Source organism: Pseudomonas sp. ICBG1301 (assembly GCF_016918385.1).
GTDB lineage: Bacteria > Pseudomonadota > Gammaproteobacteria > Pseudomonadales > Pseudomonadaceae > Aquipseudomonas > Aquipseudomonas palleroniana.
This window is the reverse complement of sequence record NZ_JAEKGB010000006.1, coordinates 443138-457834: the sequence shown is the minus strand read 5'-3', so window position 1 is coordinate 457834 and position 14697 is coordinate 443138. Positions and strand designations below refer to the sequence as shown.

At 60.5% G+C, this 14697-nt stretch carries 15 protein-coding genes and 1 pseudogene; 11 read left to right on the top strand and 5 right to left on the bottom strand.

The window, feature by feature from the left end:
* Positions 1 to 136: 136 nt before the first annotated feature.
* From JBE38_RS17460 to JBE38_RS17450, 3 genes are all read right to left on the bottom strand, one after another.
* Positions 137 to 1654 (bottom strand): amidase family protein, encoded by a 1518-nt coding sequence (locus JBE38_RS17460; RefSeq protein WP_205344747.1) that lies wholly within the window; start codon positions 1652 to 1654, stop codon positions 137 to 139.
* 114 nt (positions 1655 to 1768) lie between these two features.
* Complete coding sequence (locus tag JBE38_RS17455; protein ID WP_240202528.1) at positions 1769 to 2359, bottom strand: hypothetical protein; 591 nt, start codon at positions 2357 to 2359, stop codon at positions 1769 to 1771.
* Between the two features lie 287 nt (positions 2360 to 2646).
* Positions 2647 to 3705 (bottom strand): MBL fold metallo-hydrolase, encoded by a 1059-nt coding sequence (locus JBE38_RS17450; protein WP_205344746.1) that lies wholly within the window; start codon positions 3703 to 3705, stop codon positions 2647 to 2649.
* A gap of 142 nt (positions 3706 to 3847) precedes the next feature.
* Here JBE38_RS17450 and JBE38_RS17445 point away from each other — a divergent pair, with 142 nt between their 5' ends.
* From JBE38_RS17445 to JBE38_RS17430, 5 genes and pseudogenes are all read left to right on the top strand, one after another.
* Positions 3848 to 4480 carry a TetR/AcrR family transcriptional regulator gene (locus tag JBE38_RS17445; RefSeq protein WP_205344745.1) on the top strand — a complete coding sequence of 211 codons (633 nt, stop codon included), beginning with the start codon at positions 3848 to 3850 and terminating at the stop codon, positions 4478 to 4480.
* Between the two features lie 189 nt (positions 4481 to 4669).
* A complete protein-coding gene (locus tag JBE38_RS17440) occupies positions 4670 to 5728 on the top strand; it encodes a diguanylate cyclase (protein ID WP_198760713.1) in 1059 nt (352 codons plus the stop codon).
* Between the two features lie 172 nt (positions 5729 to 5900).
* Positions 5901 to 6707: pseudogene (locus JBE38_RS28060) on the top strand (PAS domain-containing protein); the annotation flags it as partial.
* A gap of 126 nt (positions 6708 to 6833) precedes the next feature.
* The gene (locus tag JBE38_RS28055; protein ID WP_411985861.1) at positions 6834 to 7313 is read left to right on the top strand and encodes a methyl-accepting chemotaxis protein; all 480 of its coding nucleotides are present in this window, start codon (positions 6834 to 6836) and stop codon (positions 7311 to 7313) included.
* Between the two features lie 75 nt (positions 7314 to 7388).
* On the top strand, positions 7389 to 7907 hold the full coding sequence (locus JBE38_RS17430; RefSeq protein WP_060757230.1) for a DUF1003 domain-containing protein: 519 nt from the start codon (positions 7389 to 7391) through the stop codon (positions 7905 to 7907).
* Here JBE38_RS17430 and JBE38_RS17425 read toward each other — a convergent pair.
* Entirely contained in the window at positions 7904 to 8788 is an 885-nt protein-coding gene (locus tag JBE38_RS17425) for a LysR family transcriptional regulator (protein WP_161549321.1), read from the bottom strand. The two genes, JBE38_RS17430 and JBE38_RS17425, sit on opposite strands and share 4 nt — an antisense overlap.
* A gap of 80 nt (positions 8789 to 8868) precedes the next feature.
* On the opposite strand from JBE38_RS17425, the gene JBE38_RS17420 reads away from it, so the two are divergent.
* Together JBE38_RS17420 and JBE38_RS17415 are read left to right on the top strand one after the other, a co-directional pair.
* A complete protein-coding gene (locus JBE38_RS17420; RefSeq protein WP_205344744.1) occupies positions 8869 to 9576 on the top strand; it encodes a CTP synthase C-terminal region-related (seleno)protein in 708 nt (235 codons plus the stop codon).
* Positions 9573 to 9896, top strand: coding sequence for an antibiotic biosynthesis monooxygenase family protein (locus tag JBE38_RS17415; protein WP_198760709.1), 324 nt, complete (start codon positions 9573 to 9575; stop codon positions 9894 to 9896). Before JBE38_RS17420 ends, JBE38_RS17415 begins: the two co-directional genes overlap by 4 nt.
* Here JBE38_RS17415 and JBE38_RS17410 read toward each other — a convergent pair.
* Positions 9893 to 10216: a DUF2025 family protein gene (locus tag JBE38_RS17410; RefSeq protein ID WP_060757226.1), complete on the bottom strand. Its 324-nt coding sequence runs from the start codon at positions 10214 to 10216 to the stop codon at positions 9893 to 9895. The two genes, JBE38_RS17415 and JBE38_RS17410, sit on opposite strands and share 4 nt — an antisense overlap.
* Before the next feature lie 233 nt (positions 10217 to 10449).
* Here JBE38_RS17410 and JBE38_RS17405 point away from each other — a divergent pair, with 233 nt between their 5' ends.
* The 4 genes from JBE38_RS17405 to JBE38_RS17390 all read left to right on the top strand — a co-directional run bounded on the left by JBE38_RS17405 (position 10450) and on the right by JBE38_RS17390 (position 14489).
* A complete protein-coding gene (locus JBE38_RS17405; protein WP_104994622.1) occupies positions 10450 to 11601 on the top strand; it encodes a glycerophosphodiester phosphodiesterase in 1152 nt (383 codons plus the stop codon).
* 122 nt (positions 11602 to 11723) lie between these two features.
* Complete coding sequence (locus JBE38_RS17400) at positions 11724 to 12029, top strand: PepSY domain-containing protein (protein ID WP_104994623.1); 306 nt, start codon at positions 11724 to 11726, stop codon at positions 12027 to 12029.
* Positions 12030 to 12209: 180 nt separating this feature from the next.
* Positions 12210 to 13382: a sensor histidine kinase gene (locus tag JBE38_RS17395; RefSeq protein WP_205344743.1), complete on the top strand. Its 1173-nt coding sequence runs from the start codon at positions 12210 to 12212 to the stop codon at positions 13380 to 13382.
* Between the two features lie 84 nt (positions 13383 to 13466).
* Positions 13467 to 14489 carry a transporter gene (locus tag JBE38_RS17390; RefSeq protein WP_205344742.1) on the top strand — a complete coding sequence of 341 codons (1023 nt, stop codon included), beginning with the start codon at positions 13467 to 13469 and terminating at the stop codon, positions 14487 to 14489.
* Positions 14490 to 14697: the final 208 nt, after the last annotated feature.

The following is a 14697-nucleotide window of genomic DNA, read 5'->3' as shown; positions in this document are numbered from 1 at the left end:
CACTGAGTATGACCGTCGATACGCCAAACCTTAAGTTGCAACTGCCCGGCGCATCATTGGGGCAAAACCAGGACGCCTGCGAACGTGCGCGTCTGGTCCTGGGCCCTAGGCTGTCACACCACAGCCCGGCAGCACGCTACGAGTTGGCAAGTGCATGCGGGGTCGAAAGCTTCGGCTTGATGGCGGCCTCGGAACCCTGCTCATAGCCATACGCCACGGCCAGCAGTTGAGCTTCGGAGCCGGCGGGGCCAAAAAAGTAGGCGCTGCCGGGCAGGCCGTCCTCGGTCGCGCCCGAGGGGACCGTGATTCCCGGGTAGCCAGCAGCTGCAACGCCAAAGTAGCTGTTGCTGTCGAAATCCGACACGATGGCATCCAGATTATGCTCTTTGATGGGCTCATCCACCGTACCGCGAAAATCCCGCAGAAGCTCATCCCAGGCTGCCTGGCTTTGTTCCGGTGTGAGGGTGGATGCGTCGATCTCTTTGAGAACAGGTTGGTGATCGGCCTGTGTCCCCTCACGCGCATCGTTGAATCTGATCAGCTCTTTGAGCGACTTGACCGGCAGTCCCTCTCGCTTGGCCAAATAGCCGTTCAATTCTTCCTTCACATCGCCAAGCAGCAGTTCGTCGTAGCGTGAAGCATCGGCCAGGCGCATGTTGATCGGAACCAGAATCGCACCTTGTTTGCGCAGTACTTCCAGTGTCTGGTTGAACTGTTCGCTGTTAACCACCGGCAGGGTTGTAGAGCCGTCGGAAAACGTCGTGGGGTAACCGATACGCTTGCCGAGCAAGGCGCCTGGTACCAGTTGCCGGGTGTAATCGACAGCCTGCGCTCCGGCAGGAGCCTGGGGGTCGTTGGTCATGGCGTTGAGCATCAGCGCGGCATCCAATACCGAACGGGTCATCGGCCCCGGCGTGTCCTGCCGCCGGCTGGCAGGCATGATCCCCTCGCGATTCAACAAACCGACGCTGGGCTTGAGGCCAACCACACCATTGAGCGCCGCCGGCACAATGATCGAACCGTTGGTCTCGGTCCCCACTGCCAGGGGGGCCAGCCCAGCCGCGACCGCCGCAGCCGAGCCGGAGCTGGAGCCGCCCACGTCCGCGTCCGCACCATGCGGGTTGCGGGTTTGGCCGCCGCGGCTGCTGTAACCATCGGGGCCGCCACGGAAACCCGCCATTTCAGTCAGGTTGGTGGTCCCCAGAATCACCGCGCCCTGCTCGATCAGGCGCTGAACGATGGGTGCGCTCTTGCTGACGGGAGCCCCGACGAGTCCCCATGCCCCTGCACTGGCTTGCATGCCTTCAACTTCCACGGTGTCCTTGACCAGGATGGGAATGCCATGCAACGGCCCCCGCACCTTGCCGCTGGCGCGTTCGCGGTCCAGCTCGCGGGCCGCTTCCAGGGCCTTGGGGTTTAGCTCAATCACCGAGTTCAACGCAGGGTCCAGCGTGCGGATACGCGCTTGCAGGTAACCGACCAAATCTGCCGCAGTGAACGCCCCGAGCCTGCCCATTTGCTCGCCCAGTTGCTGAACCGTGGCGTACTCCGTTCCGGGCGGAACAGGGTTCGACGCCGTCTTGGACTTTTGCGCGGCTACAAACGGCGCAGCGTGACTGACAAACACATTCAGACCATGGCCAATTCCAAACATGAATCACCTCCAGGGAAGGGTAAGAAATAACAACGAACCAACGTTGATCCGTACGTCAGTCTAAAAACATCCCTCCTTCCCAGCAGCGAGACCCAGCCCGTTCACAGCGTGGGATTACTCAACATCAGCGGTAGTTTGCGCCCTGCCCGCCGCGAGGCAAGCGACCTTATTTTTGTAGCCCTGCACCAATGCCATCAGCGAATCCCGTGCCCGGCGCGAGCCGTAGAAGTACAGCGTGCCCCCACCTTCGAGTGGTGCCTCCAGGCGTGGATAGCCGCTCCCGCAAGCACCATGAAAGGCCGCGCTGCTGCCATCAGACACCAGGGCATCAAGACGATATGCCAACGTGAGGTCGTCGATTTCATTACGGGTATGCGCGCAAAACCTGGCCGTGTCATCCATGCGTTGTGCGGCCACCGGCACCAACTGCACAGCGGCCTGACGCAGGGTTTCCAGTGCACACAGGAAGGCGACACTGTGCTCAATCGGTTCGTGATCACTACTAAGGACATAGCGGTCGGCAAAGCCCACACGCCACCCCGCCAGTGATTGCGCGGTGGCGAACGAGCTGTTGTTCCGCACCAGCGGCACCGCCACCATCACCGGCGTCTCGGGCTCGACGCCACTCAAGGCGATCAGCGATAACGAAGGGTCACGTACGGGTTTGATGGAAAATCCCGGCGCGCTGTATCCGGGGATGAGCACACCGATTGGCGCATGGGGGTGGGAGTCGATATCGAAAGCAATACCGCGGGGGCTCGCACTGTCGGCAGGAGCGTTGGACGCTGTAGCGGGCGGTGCACAGGGTTCTGCGAACGCTGGCAACAGTTGCCCAGGCCGGCAAGGCGAAGCCTGCGGCCAGATTTTCCTACACTTGTCTTCCATCAGAATTACCCCCGAAGCATGATGTTTCGGGGATCATCGCACCCTCTTCCTGCCGCTGTCGCAGCGCTGAAACACGCTGAAAAATCCTTTTTCGGTTACCTCGGTGTTCAGCTCACGAGCGGCTCTTGCGTGCCTTGGGTTTCCACGTCCAGCCACCATGCATGCCCACGCTCCGGCTGGTTCAGATTGAACATCTGTCCCATCGCCGGCGTGGTGATCGACACACTGCGCTCCCACGCCAGGGCCATGATGCGATCGAAGGGCTCGTGCCACGCATGGAATGCCAGGTCAAAGGTGCCATTGTGGATGGGCAGCAGCCAACGGCCCTTGAGGTCGATATGCGCTTGCAGGGTTTGCTCCGGCTGCATGTGCACGTGGGGCCAGTCGACGTTGTAGGCGCCGGTTTCCATCAGCGTCAGGTCGAACGGACCGTACTGCTCGCCGATACGTTTGAAACCGTCGAAATAGCCGGTATCGCCGCTGAAAAAGATCCGCCGCGGGCCATCGATCATCACCCAGGAACACCACAGCGTCTGGTTGGCATCGAACAGGCCGCGCCCGGAAAAATGTTGCGCAGGGGTAGCGACAAAACGTATGCCCTCCACCTCGGTGCCCTGCCACCAATCCAACTGACGCACTTTGCTGGTGTCGACGCCCCATTTGATCAGGATGTCCCCCACGCCCAATGGCGCGAGAAAGTATCGCGTCTTGTCGGCCAGTTGCACGACCGCCTTGCGGTCAAGGTGATCGTAGTGATTGTGGGAAAGAATCACCGCCTCCAATGGCGGCAGCTCTTCGAGACTGATAGGTGGCTGGTGGAACCGCTTGGGGCCGGCCCAACTGAACGGTGAGGCGCGCTCGGCAAACACCGGGTCGGTTAGCCAGAACTTACCGCGCATTTTCAGCAGCACGGTGGAGTGCCCCAGGCGGAACACGCTGTGGTCCGGCGCGGCCAACAATTGCTCGCGGGTCAGCGGTTGCACCGGGATCGCGCCTACCGGGCGCGTGCTGCGCGGTTTGTTGAACAGCATGTTCCAGAAAATACGCAACGTCTTGCCAAAACCGCCGTGCTGTACCGGGGCCTCGTTGCTGAAGTGTCCCTGGTCCTGCTCGGCAGGTTTGAGCGCTGCCGGCGCCGGGTCGAGTCGGGTTGAGAGGGTGGCCATTGCAGAGTGACTCCTGGGGGTCCGCGCATAAATTACACTGCGCGGCAAACTTACACTGCACAGTGTAGTTTCTACATTGCAACAAATCTCGGAGCAAGTAAACTACCCAGTGTAATTTTCCTTTCAGAGCCGAATGCCATCCATGACTGCGACTGCACCTCAACGCCTCACTGACCGCAAACGCGACGCTATCGTAGCGGCGGCCATCGCCGAGTTCCGGGCAAATGGGTTCGAGGTCACCAGCATGGACAAGATCGCCGCCACCGCCGGTGTTTCCAAGCGTACGGTGTACAACCATTTCCCCAGCAAGGAAGAGTTGTTCGCAGAGATCCTCCACCAGCTCTGGGCCAGCACCGCCGCGCAACTGGATGTGATCTACACCAGCGACCGCCCGCTGCGCGAGCAATTGCGCGGGCTGCTGGAAGCGAAGATGAAGATGATGTCGGACACCAACTTTCTAGACCTGGCCCGCGTTGCCATCGCCGCCACCATCCATTCACCGGAACGTGCGCAAGACATGGTCAACCGTCTGAGCCAGCGTGAAGAAGGCTTTACCCAGTGGGTGCGAGCAGCGCGGGACGATGGCCGCCTGTCTTGCACCGACCCGGCCTTTGCCGCCCACCAGATCCAGAGCCTGCTCAAGGCCTTTGCCTTCTGGCCGCAGATCACCCTGGGCCAACCCACCCTCGACATCGCCGCCCAGGCCAATGTTATCGAGTCGGCAATCGACTTGTTCCTGGCGGGCTACGAAATACCTTCGGCCCACCTGCGCTGATACTTGCCCTGGAACGACACTTAAGGTCGCTTTTAATGTATTCGTACGCTTCTCGGCACAAATGGCCTGGAAGGACACTAATTATTCCCACACGAATCACTGACAATATTCACATCCCTAATCCGATCAGCGGTTTAAACCGCTGACACTTGCTGCCGTATCTGCAAAAACAGAGCTGACCCAAGACCTATGGAAAACAAACGAGGCAAAGGGCTTTCATTTGCCAGGCGTATCTACAAGCCAAGGATTATCGGCCTGGGTATCGGCAGCATCAGCGTGATCGGAGCGTTGTACCCCTTGTCGATGCCCGGCTGGGTGTGGGCCTTGCTGTTGTTCAACGGGTATGCCTGGGCACATGTGGCCTACCTGCTTTCTACCCGCTCGCCTTTCCCCTATCAGGCCGAGCAACGCAACATGCTCTATGACTCCCTGTTTGGTGGCTTCTGGGCCGCGGCCATCCAATTCACGCCGCTGGCAACCGTGACCATTCTGTCGATGATGACCATGAACAACGTCGCAGCGGGCGGCAAGCGATTGTTCCTGCGCGGGCTGGTGGCACAAGCAGGGGGTATCGGCATCGCGTGGTGGTGCTTTGGGATCACATTCAATCCCAATGTCAGCCCCGTCCAGGTCTACACCTGCCTGCCGATGCTGACGCTCTACCCGATGGCCATCGGCATGGTCTGCTATCAACTGGCAATCAAGCTGTCGGAGCACAAACGCACCCTCAGCGCCCTTAGCCGTATCGACAGCCTGACCGGCCTGCTCAACCACGGCTCGTGGAAAGACTTGCTGAACCTCAAGTTCCATAAGTGCCAGCAGCAACAAGGCCAGGCCACCATCGCATTGATCGATATCGACCACTTCAAGCAGATCAATGACACTCACGGCCATATCGTCGGCGATACCGTGCTGCGCCAACTGAGCCAATTATTGCGCCAGCACCTGCGGGAAAACGACTTCGCAGGGCGTTACGGCGGCGATGAATTCTGTGTGATTCTGCCGAAGATGCCCCTGCAGGAAGCGGTGCTCGTCATGGAACGCATGCGCGAAACCTTCAGTAACTATCGCAACCCGCAGATCCCCGAGTTGCGCATCAGCCTGAGCATCGGCCTGGCGGACTTCCAACCTGTTTTCAGTGATGCCGTCATGTGGCTCAACGCCGCCGACCGTGCCCTTTATGTGGCCAAGAAAACCGGACGCAACCGGGTCAAGGTCAGTGAATACGCGGTCGCCTGTTCCGCCTGAGTTGTCCTACAACTTCCCGTCTGAATCCTCTGTCGCAGCGCCAAAGCAATAGCATAATGCCGCCATTGGTCGGCTGCCCAATAATGGTCCTGCTCCAGGGGCGAACTTCTTGGCAAGCTGAGCACTCTGAATCCGCTGTTCCACTCCCGCTGTCAGCACAAGGAAGCTGACAATGAGCACGTCAACCGTGAGGCCCCGCGCCCTACGGGGTCAGGCGCATATACATGGATGCCTTCTCCTACGCATGCTTGCCCGAGCCCCCGACATGCTATTCAACGCCCATAAAAAAACCATCAGTACCCTGCAGCACACCAATGCCCAGCAAGCCAGCCTGCTGGACGCCATCGAGCGCTCCATGGCGGTGATCGAATTCGACCTGCAAGGTCGCGTGCTGCGGGCCAACGACAACTTCCTCAAGACCATGAATTACCGTGCAGAGCAGATCCTGGGCCAGCCCCATCGGATGTTTTGCACCCCGGCGTTCGCCCGCAGCGCCGAGTACAACCAGTTGTGGACGCACCTGCGTAATGGCCAATTCCAGTCCGGCACCTTTGAGCGGGTCGCCGGCGATGGGCAGTCGGTGTGGCTGGAGGCCAGCTATAACCCGGTACGCGATGAGTCCGGCAGCGTGATCAAAGTGGTGAAGTACGCCATGGACGTCACCCCGCGCCTGCAGGCCGAAAGCGAAGCCAATGCCAAGCTGCAAGCCATCGACCGTGCCATGGCGATGATCGAGTTCAACCTCGACGGCACCATCATTACCGCCAATGCGAACTTCCTGCAGCGCATGGGCTACACCCTGGCGCAGATCCAGGGCAAGCATCACCGCCTGTTCTGTAAACCGGAGTTGGCCAACAGCCCGGAATACAGTGCGTTCTGGAACCGTCTGAACCAGGGCGAACTGTTCAACGGCCAGTTCGAGCGCATCGATAAACACGGCCAGACCCTGTGGCTGGAGGCCAACTACAACCCGGTGTACGACGCCAGCGGACGCCTGTGCAAAGTGGTCAAGTTCGCCTCGGACGTGACCGCCCGGGTACTGCAACATGCCGCCGATGCGCAAAGCGCTGCACAGGCTTACCACCTGTCCCTGAACACACAGGACATGGCGGAAAAAGGCGCTGAAGTGATTCAGAAAACCGCCACGGGCATGCGTGAAATTGCCGTGGACATTGATGCCTCTTCGCAACTGATCGCCAAGCTCGGCGAGCGTTCGCAGCAGATCACCGCCATCGTCAATACTATTCGTGGCATTGCCGACCAGACCAACCTGCTGGCCCTCAACGCCGCCATCGAGGCCGCACGGGCCGGCGAGCAAGGCCGTGGTTTTGCCGTGGTGGCCGATGAAGTGCGGCAATTGGCGGCACGCACCAGCGGCTCGACGACGGAGATCTCCAGCATGATTGCGATGATCCAGGAAGAAACCCGCCAAGCCATCGACAGCATGGGCACGACCCGTGACCGCGCAGCCCAAGGCGTGGAGTTGGCCAACCAGGCCGGCACGGTAATCCTGCAGATTCGCGAAGGCACCGGCGAGGCGGTGCAGGCGGTCAGTGCGTTTGCCAATGAGCGGGGCCACAGCTGACTCGTTCTTCATGTGCCTGGCCGGGGGCTCGGTTTATAGTGCTGACTGTGTTCACGCCAAGGATTCGCCCCCGCCATGACCCCAGACAAACCAGAAGCCGCGCCGGTCGACCACCTGCGCTTTCACCGAGGCCACGCTCACCTCGCGCCGACCTTCGGCAACGATACCTTTGCCCTCAAGGCGGAAGCCTTTGCACGTTTCTTTGGCACGCCGACCTTCCTCGGCGCGCAAACCGCAATCGTGGTGTTGTGGGTCGCGCTGAACATGAGCGGCGTCACGCACTTCGACGTGTACCCGTTTATCCTGCTCAACCTGGCCTTCAGCCTGCAGTCAGCCTACGCCGCACCGCTGATCCTGCTGGCCCAGACACGCCAGGCGGCGCGAGACAAAGCCCAGTCCGACGCCGATGCGCAACACCGCGAAGCCCTGGCCATCGCCAATACCGAGCGCCAGGCCCAGGCCGCGCAGACCACCAGGCAGCTGCTGGAACTACTGGAGCAAAACACCCGGCTGACGGAAATGACCAAGCAACTGACCGAGCGTATCGAAACCCTGACGTGCGAAATGCATGAGCAGTTTGTGCGAAAAACCTAACGCCGCGGCCAGCGTACATGCCGTCCCAGCTCATCGAACAACGTCACCACCGAGCGCAGCGCCCGACAATCCGGGCGCGTCAGCAGCCATAGCGCGGTGTCACGCCCCTCCAATGCAGGGCTCAGGGGTTGCAGGCCATCGCCCAACAGAAAGTCCGGCAGCGCTGCAACGCCCAATCCCGTGCGCACCAGTTCGGTCACCGACAACATACTGTTGCAGCGGTAGCTGGGGCGTACGCCCGGCAAATACTCGCGGCGCCAGGTCACCGTGGGGTGATCCGGCAGAAAATCATCCGGTGCGATCCAGGCCAGGTCGGCCAACTCACGCCCCGCGTGCCGGCGCGCATACTCGGCGCTGGCACACACCTGATAGCGGACGGTGCCCAGGCAGCGCCCCACCAGATGCTCCGGCGGCGTCCTGGTCAGGCGTAGGGCGATATCCGCATCACGCCGACTGAGGTTGGCGAAATCATTGGAGGTGCTCAACTCCAGGGTCAGCGCCGGGTATTCGGGCATGAACTGCGCCAGGGCCGGCAACAGCAAGCCTTGCAACACCGAATCGGTACAGGTCAGGCGCACCGTGCCGCTGATCACTTCACCGCCCTGCTCCACACCGATACGCGCCGCCTCCAGGGCCTGCTCGGCACGTTCGGCCTGTTGCGCAAGATGGCTTGCCAGGCTGGTAGGCAAATAACCGCTGCGGCTTTTTTCAAACAATGTCTGGCCCAAGGCGGCTTCCAACCGGCGCACGGCTCGGAACACCGTGGACACATCCACCCGCAGCAATGTCGCCGCCCGCGCCAGAGTGCCACCGCGTACCAGCGCGAGAATCAGTGACAGGTCGGGATAGTCGATTGAATAGTGCGTCGCTGCATTGAGCATGTGGGCAAACGCCAATATTGATTGCGTGAACGCCAATCTATAGTGCGCCCCAGAACACCACAAGCCATAGGCCGTACCCGATGAAACCCAGCGCTCTGAACCTCGCCCTGATCGGCGACTACAACCCCGACGTGATTGCCCACCAGGCCATTCCGATCGCCTTGCAACAAGCGGCCGACACCTTGAAACTCAAGATTGACGTGCAGTGGCTGGATACCGACACCCTCACACCACACACAGCCCTGCACCGCTTCGATGGCTTCTGGTGCGTGCCCGCCAGCCCCTATCGCGACGCCGACGGCGCACTGCGGGCGATTCGATTTGCCCGCGAGCAAAAGCGCCCTTTCCTCGGCACTTGCGGCGGTTTTCAACACGCCGTGCTGGAATATGCGCGCCATGTGCTGGGCTGGACGGATGCCGAACATGGCGAACTGGCGCCCGATGCCAAGCGCGCCGTGATCGCCCCCCTGAGCTGCGCCCTGGTAGAGGCGACCGACAGCGTGCACCTGACGCCTTACACCCGCATTACCGAGGCCTACGGCGCCCTGGATATCGATGAAGGCTATCGCTGCCGCTATGGCATCAACCCCGAGTTCGCCAACGCGCTGCTTGAAGGCGACCTGATTGCCAGCGGCCATGACTCGAGAGGCGATCTGCGCGCTGTGGAGCTGCTGGACCATCCGTTTTTCGTCGCCACCCTGTTCCAGCCGGAGCGGGTAGCCCTCAAAGGCACCCCACCGCCACTGGCGATAGCGTTGCTGCAAGCTTGCCAAGGAGTGTCGCGATGATTGCCACTACCCCGTCCCCACCCTACTACGCGGTTATTTTCAGCTCCCTGCGCACCGAGGGTGATCAGGGCTACGGCCAGGCCGCTGCACGCATGCTGGAACTGGCACGTGAACAACCCGGGTTCCTCGGCGTGGAATCGGCACGCGAAGACGGCCTGGGCATCACCGTGTCCTACTGGAGCAGCGAGGCGGCCATCCTGGCCTGGAAGCAGCAGGCGGAACATTGTGCGGTGCGCGAACAAGGCCGCGCCACCTGGTACTCGGCGTTTCAAACGCGGGTGTGCAAGGTGGAGCGGGCCTACGGTTTTGTGCGCAATTAACTGACCAGACTGCGCAAGGCACTGATCGGCGGGATTTCCACCCGTCGCATATACACACGCAACGGCTCGGTGATGTTGAGGCGATCATCGATATTTTGATCCAGCAGCAACTGAATGCGCTCGCGGGACAAGGTCATGGTGTGGTCGACCGCGGGCAGCCAGACAAATTCGGCCGTCGGGATGATGCCGTCATCGGCTACGTCCATGCCAAAGGCATCTTCGCTGAAACGCACGATGTACTGGCCACTTTTGCGGTTGAGGCCGACAAAACCGTGGAGTTGGTCGGCGGCCTGGCAGATAAGCTCGGAGGTGATGCGCATGGTAAACCTCACTGAAAAGTCCCACTGGGACTGGAAAGATGGTTTACACGCGTGGCACAAAAATTCGTGCCCTCTGACGGGGCAGCTTGGGGCAAGAGTACTGCAAGACTGCACAAAAAAACCCAAAAATCGGCCCGTGCGCACGTTAATGTCGGTTTGGTGATAGCGCCATTCGCAATCAATTGTTAAAAAGGACGCCTTCTCAAAGTTACCTCCACGAAAGGACTTCGCATATGCCTGTCACGTTTTCCAACGGCCCGGTGCCCACCACTATCGGCAGTGCCTTGATGCTCGCACTGATGCTCGGCCTTGGCCCCGCACAGGCAGCCGAACCGATCAGCCCGGCTGAATTGGCGACAAGTGAAGGCATTCCGTACCCGGCGGTCATCGCCCACCGTGGCGCTTCCTACGACGCTCCTGAGTCCACCGCTGCCGCCTACAAGGTGGCACGCGATTTGGGCGCCGACTACCTGGAAATGGACCTGCAGCGCAGCAAGGACGGTGTCCTGTTCGCCTTGCACGACAACAACCTGCAACGCACCACCGACGTAGCCAGCAAATTCCCGGAACGCAAAGATGCCCCGGCCAACGAATTCACCTGGGCCGAACTGCGTACCCTGGATGCCGGCAGCTGGTTCAACGCCGCCTACCCGGACCGCGCCCGTCCAGGGTTCGTGGGCCTGAAAATCCAGAGCCTGGACGACATCATCAAGATCGCCGAAGGCAACCCCCAGCACAAACCCGGCCTGTACATCGAGACCAAGGAGCCCAAGCAGTTCCCGGGCATCGAAGCCGACCTGAAAAACAAGCTGCTGGATAAAGGCTGGTTGAGCTCCGCCGGCTCCAAGCTGGGCAAGAGCAACACCGGCGTCGGCCAGGGTAAAGGCCGCGTGGTGTTGCAGACGTTTGAAAAAGACAGCTTGAAAGAGCTGCAAAAAGAAATGCCCAACACCCCGAAAATCCTGCTGCTGTGGGTCGGTCCCGGCAGCATCGAGCCAAAATCCACGCAGACATTCGCCGAGTCCGGCGAGCCGACCAAGGCCGCCTACTACGCCAAGCAAGAGCCGAAAGACGCCGCCGAGTTCGAAAAATGGGTCGACGACGCCAAGAGCCTCGGCGCCATCGGCACCGGCCCTTCGGCCGAGCTGACCCACCATGGCGACCAGAGCTACACCGACCTGGTCAAGCCTGAAATGAACAAGCTGACCCACGACAAGGGCCTGCTGGTGCATGTCTACACCGTGGACGAACCGGTGGACTTCAAGAAAGTCATGGACGCCGGGGTTGATGGCATCTTCACCAACCGCGCCGCTGAACTGTTGAAGTTCTACAATCGCTTCCCGTCGTCGAACGTAAAGCAGTTGCTGGCCGATCACGGTTATTAAAAAGCCATGTGCATGGCGGATTGAACGAACGGCGCAATGGCTTGAACTAATTAAGGGTGAATTAAGTTGCACTGGATAACCTGAGCCCACTTAAACAGCTCACCCGAAAAAGGAAACACACGATGAAAAGTCTGACCGCCCTGTTCGCCGCCGCCGCCCTGACCCTGACTGCCGGCCTGGCCCAAGCCGATGTGCGCCCGGACCAGATTCCCAGCCTGCTCAAATCCGGCGACGTGATGGCGTTCGAGAAACTCAACGCCGCTGCCCTGGCCAAACACCCTGGCGCGACCATCACCGATACCGAGCTGGACCACAAAAACGGTGTGCTGGTGTATGAGGTGGATATCACCGATACCACCGGCAAGAAGTTTGAAGTCAAGCTCGATGCCAAGACCGGCACCGTGCTGGAAGACAAGCAAGACACCTGAGTCGAGCTAATAAAAACCGCGTCACCTACGGGTGACGCGGTTTTTTTATGGGCGTTTAAACGCCCGAGGCAAAACCTGTTTGCTACCCTGGCATGAAGTTACACCGACAGCAACGGATCGTAGCGTCACATTTTATGGCCCGGGCGCACCGCCTGGCGCCCTCGGGATAGAGACTGCAGCATGGAGCAAAGGATCGCCGACGTCGCGATGATCGGCCGAATCAGTGCCGTACCCGCGATGCTCAAAGTCATCTGCGACACGGCCGGCCTGCGTTTTGCCGCCGTCGCCCGGGTGACCGACGACAACTGGACCGCGTGCGCGGTGCTCGATCAACTGAACTACGGCATCGGCGTGGGCGGCGAGTTGGACCTGACCACCACGATCTGCTACGACATTCACCGTTCACATGATTGCGTCGTGATCGACAAGGCCAGCGAAGATCCGATCTACCGCAACCACCACACCCCACGTATCTACGTGTTTGAAAGCTATATTGCCGTGCCGGTATTCCGTACCGACGGCAGTTTCTTCGGCACGATCTGCGCACTCGACCCCAAGCCCGCGTCCCTGCGTGACAGCCCCCTCCAATCGATCATGGAGGGCTTTGCCCGGGTGCTCTCGTTGCAAATCGAAGCCGAAGAAAACCGGCCACGAACTGAAACCGACTCGCAGGAAGAACGCGGCACCGCCGAGCTGCGCGAGCAACTCATCGGCGCACTGGGGCACGACCTGCGCAATCCGCTGTTTGCCGTCAACTTCGGTGCCGAGCGGCTGCTGGACAAACACCCCAACCCGACGACCGACTCACTGGTGCGCCATATCCTCGCCAACGCGCAACGTGCGTCACAGCGGGTCGAAGATGTATTGGACTTCACCCGTAGCCGAATGGGCAGTGGCATTGCCCTGCGCCTCACCGACTGCGTGGATTTGCAGGAGGCTCTAGGCCAGGTGGTGGCCGAGGTGCAAAGCGCACACCCGCAACGGCTGATTCACGCCGACATCGGCGAACTGCACGGCGTGTACGGCGACCGCGAGCGCCTGGCGCAACTGCTCTGCAACCTGCTCGTCAACGCCCTCCATCACGGCAACCGGACCAGCCCGGTGTACGTCACGGCGAAGATCGAGCACGATCATTTGATAGTGGCGGTGAAAAACGCCGGTCAGATCAGTGAGCAAGCATTGCCGCGCCTGTTTCAGCCTTTCTCACGCCCGCTTCCCGGTACGTCCCAGACCGGTCTGGGCCTGGGGTTGTATATCGTCCAGCAGATTGCCGACGCCCATGGCGGTGAGCTGAACGTGACCACCCATGCACAGCACGGCACCCAATTCAGCTTCCACTTGCCCCTGCCCTGATCACAAAACTGTCAAATATCCTTGCAATGATTCGCCCACGCGAACCTGTGAAACGTCCTACAGGCGCTTTCTCTGCGAGCCTCCATGAACCACAGCATCGACCACGGCCATCAGGATTCCGATCTGTTTGGCCTGCTTTACGGTTTTCGTTTTCGACCCGGCGAAAAAGGCGAGCAGATCGATTCGGCCACCGCGCTTAAGGCCTTGCAGGAACCGTCCGATCCAGAGGAGTTCCTGTGGTTGCACTTGAACCTGGCCCACGCGGCCTGCCAGCGTTGGATGCAGGCGCATCTGGCATTGCCCGAGGAGTTTTTCGAGGCGCTGCACGAAGGCTCGCGCTCCACGCGTATCGAGCACGTCGACTCGGCGTTGCTGGCGGTGGTCAACGACGTGGTGTTCAACTTCAGCAGCATGGTTTCATCGGATATTTCCACGCTGTGGGTCTGCGCCCGCAGCCGTTTGCTGGTGAGCGCGCGCCTGCAACCGTTGCACTCGGTGGACAAACTGCGCTCGTCGGTCAAGGCCGGTGAACACTTCCGCTCCCCTCTGGAGTTGCTTGTGCATTTATTGCGCGATCAAGGCGAAGTGCTGACACAGATCGTGCGCAAGACCAGCCTCAGCGTCGACCAGATCGAAGACCAGTTGCTGTCCTCGCGCTTGTCCACCAACCGTGCCGAGCTGGGGGCCGCGCGCCGCGTGCTGGTGCGACTGCAACGCCTGCTGGCCTTGGAGCCGGGGTCGCTGCTGCGCCTGCTCAATCGCCCGCCGCAATGGCTGCAAAAGGAAGACGTGAAGGAGTTGCGTAAATCCACCGAGGAGTTCGCGCTGATCATCAACGACCTTACGGCCCTGGGTGAACGCATCAAGCTGTTGCAGGAAGAGATCGCGGCCAACCTCAACGAACAAAGCAACCGCACGCTGTTTACCCTCACTGTGGTGACGGTGCTGGCGCTGCCGATCAACATCATTGCCGGCTTTTTTGGCATGAACGTGGGCGGCGTGCCGCTCTCCACCGACCCGGAGGGGTTCTGGATCCTGGTGGCACTGGTGGCGACGTTTACCCTGATTGCCGGGCGCTGGGCGTTCAGAAAACGCAAAGACTATTGAGTGTGGGAAGGAGCAAGCCCTAATGCCAGTCAGTTAAGCGATAGAGCGGAAGACGGATAACGTGTGGCGAGGGAGCTTGCTCCCGCTGGACTGCGTAGCAGGCCCATTTTGGGGGCCGCTTCGCGGCCCATCGGGAGCAAGCCCCCTCCCACAATGACCGCGTTAAGCCTTAACTGACTGGCATTAGGGCTTGCTCCCTCCCACAGGA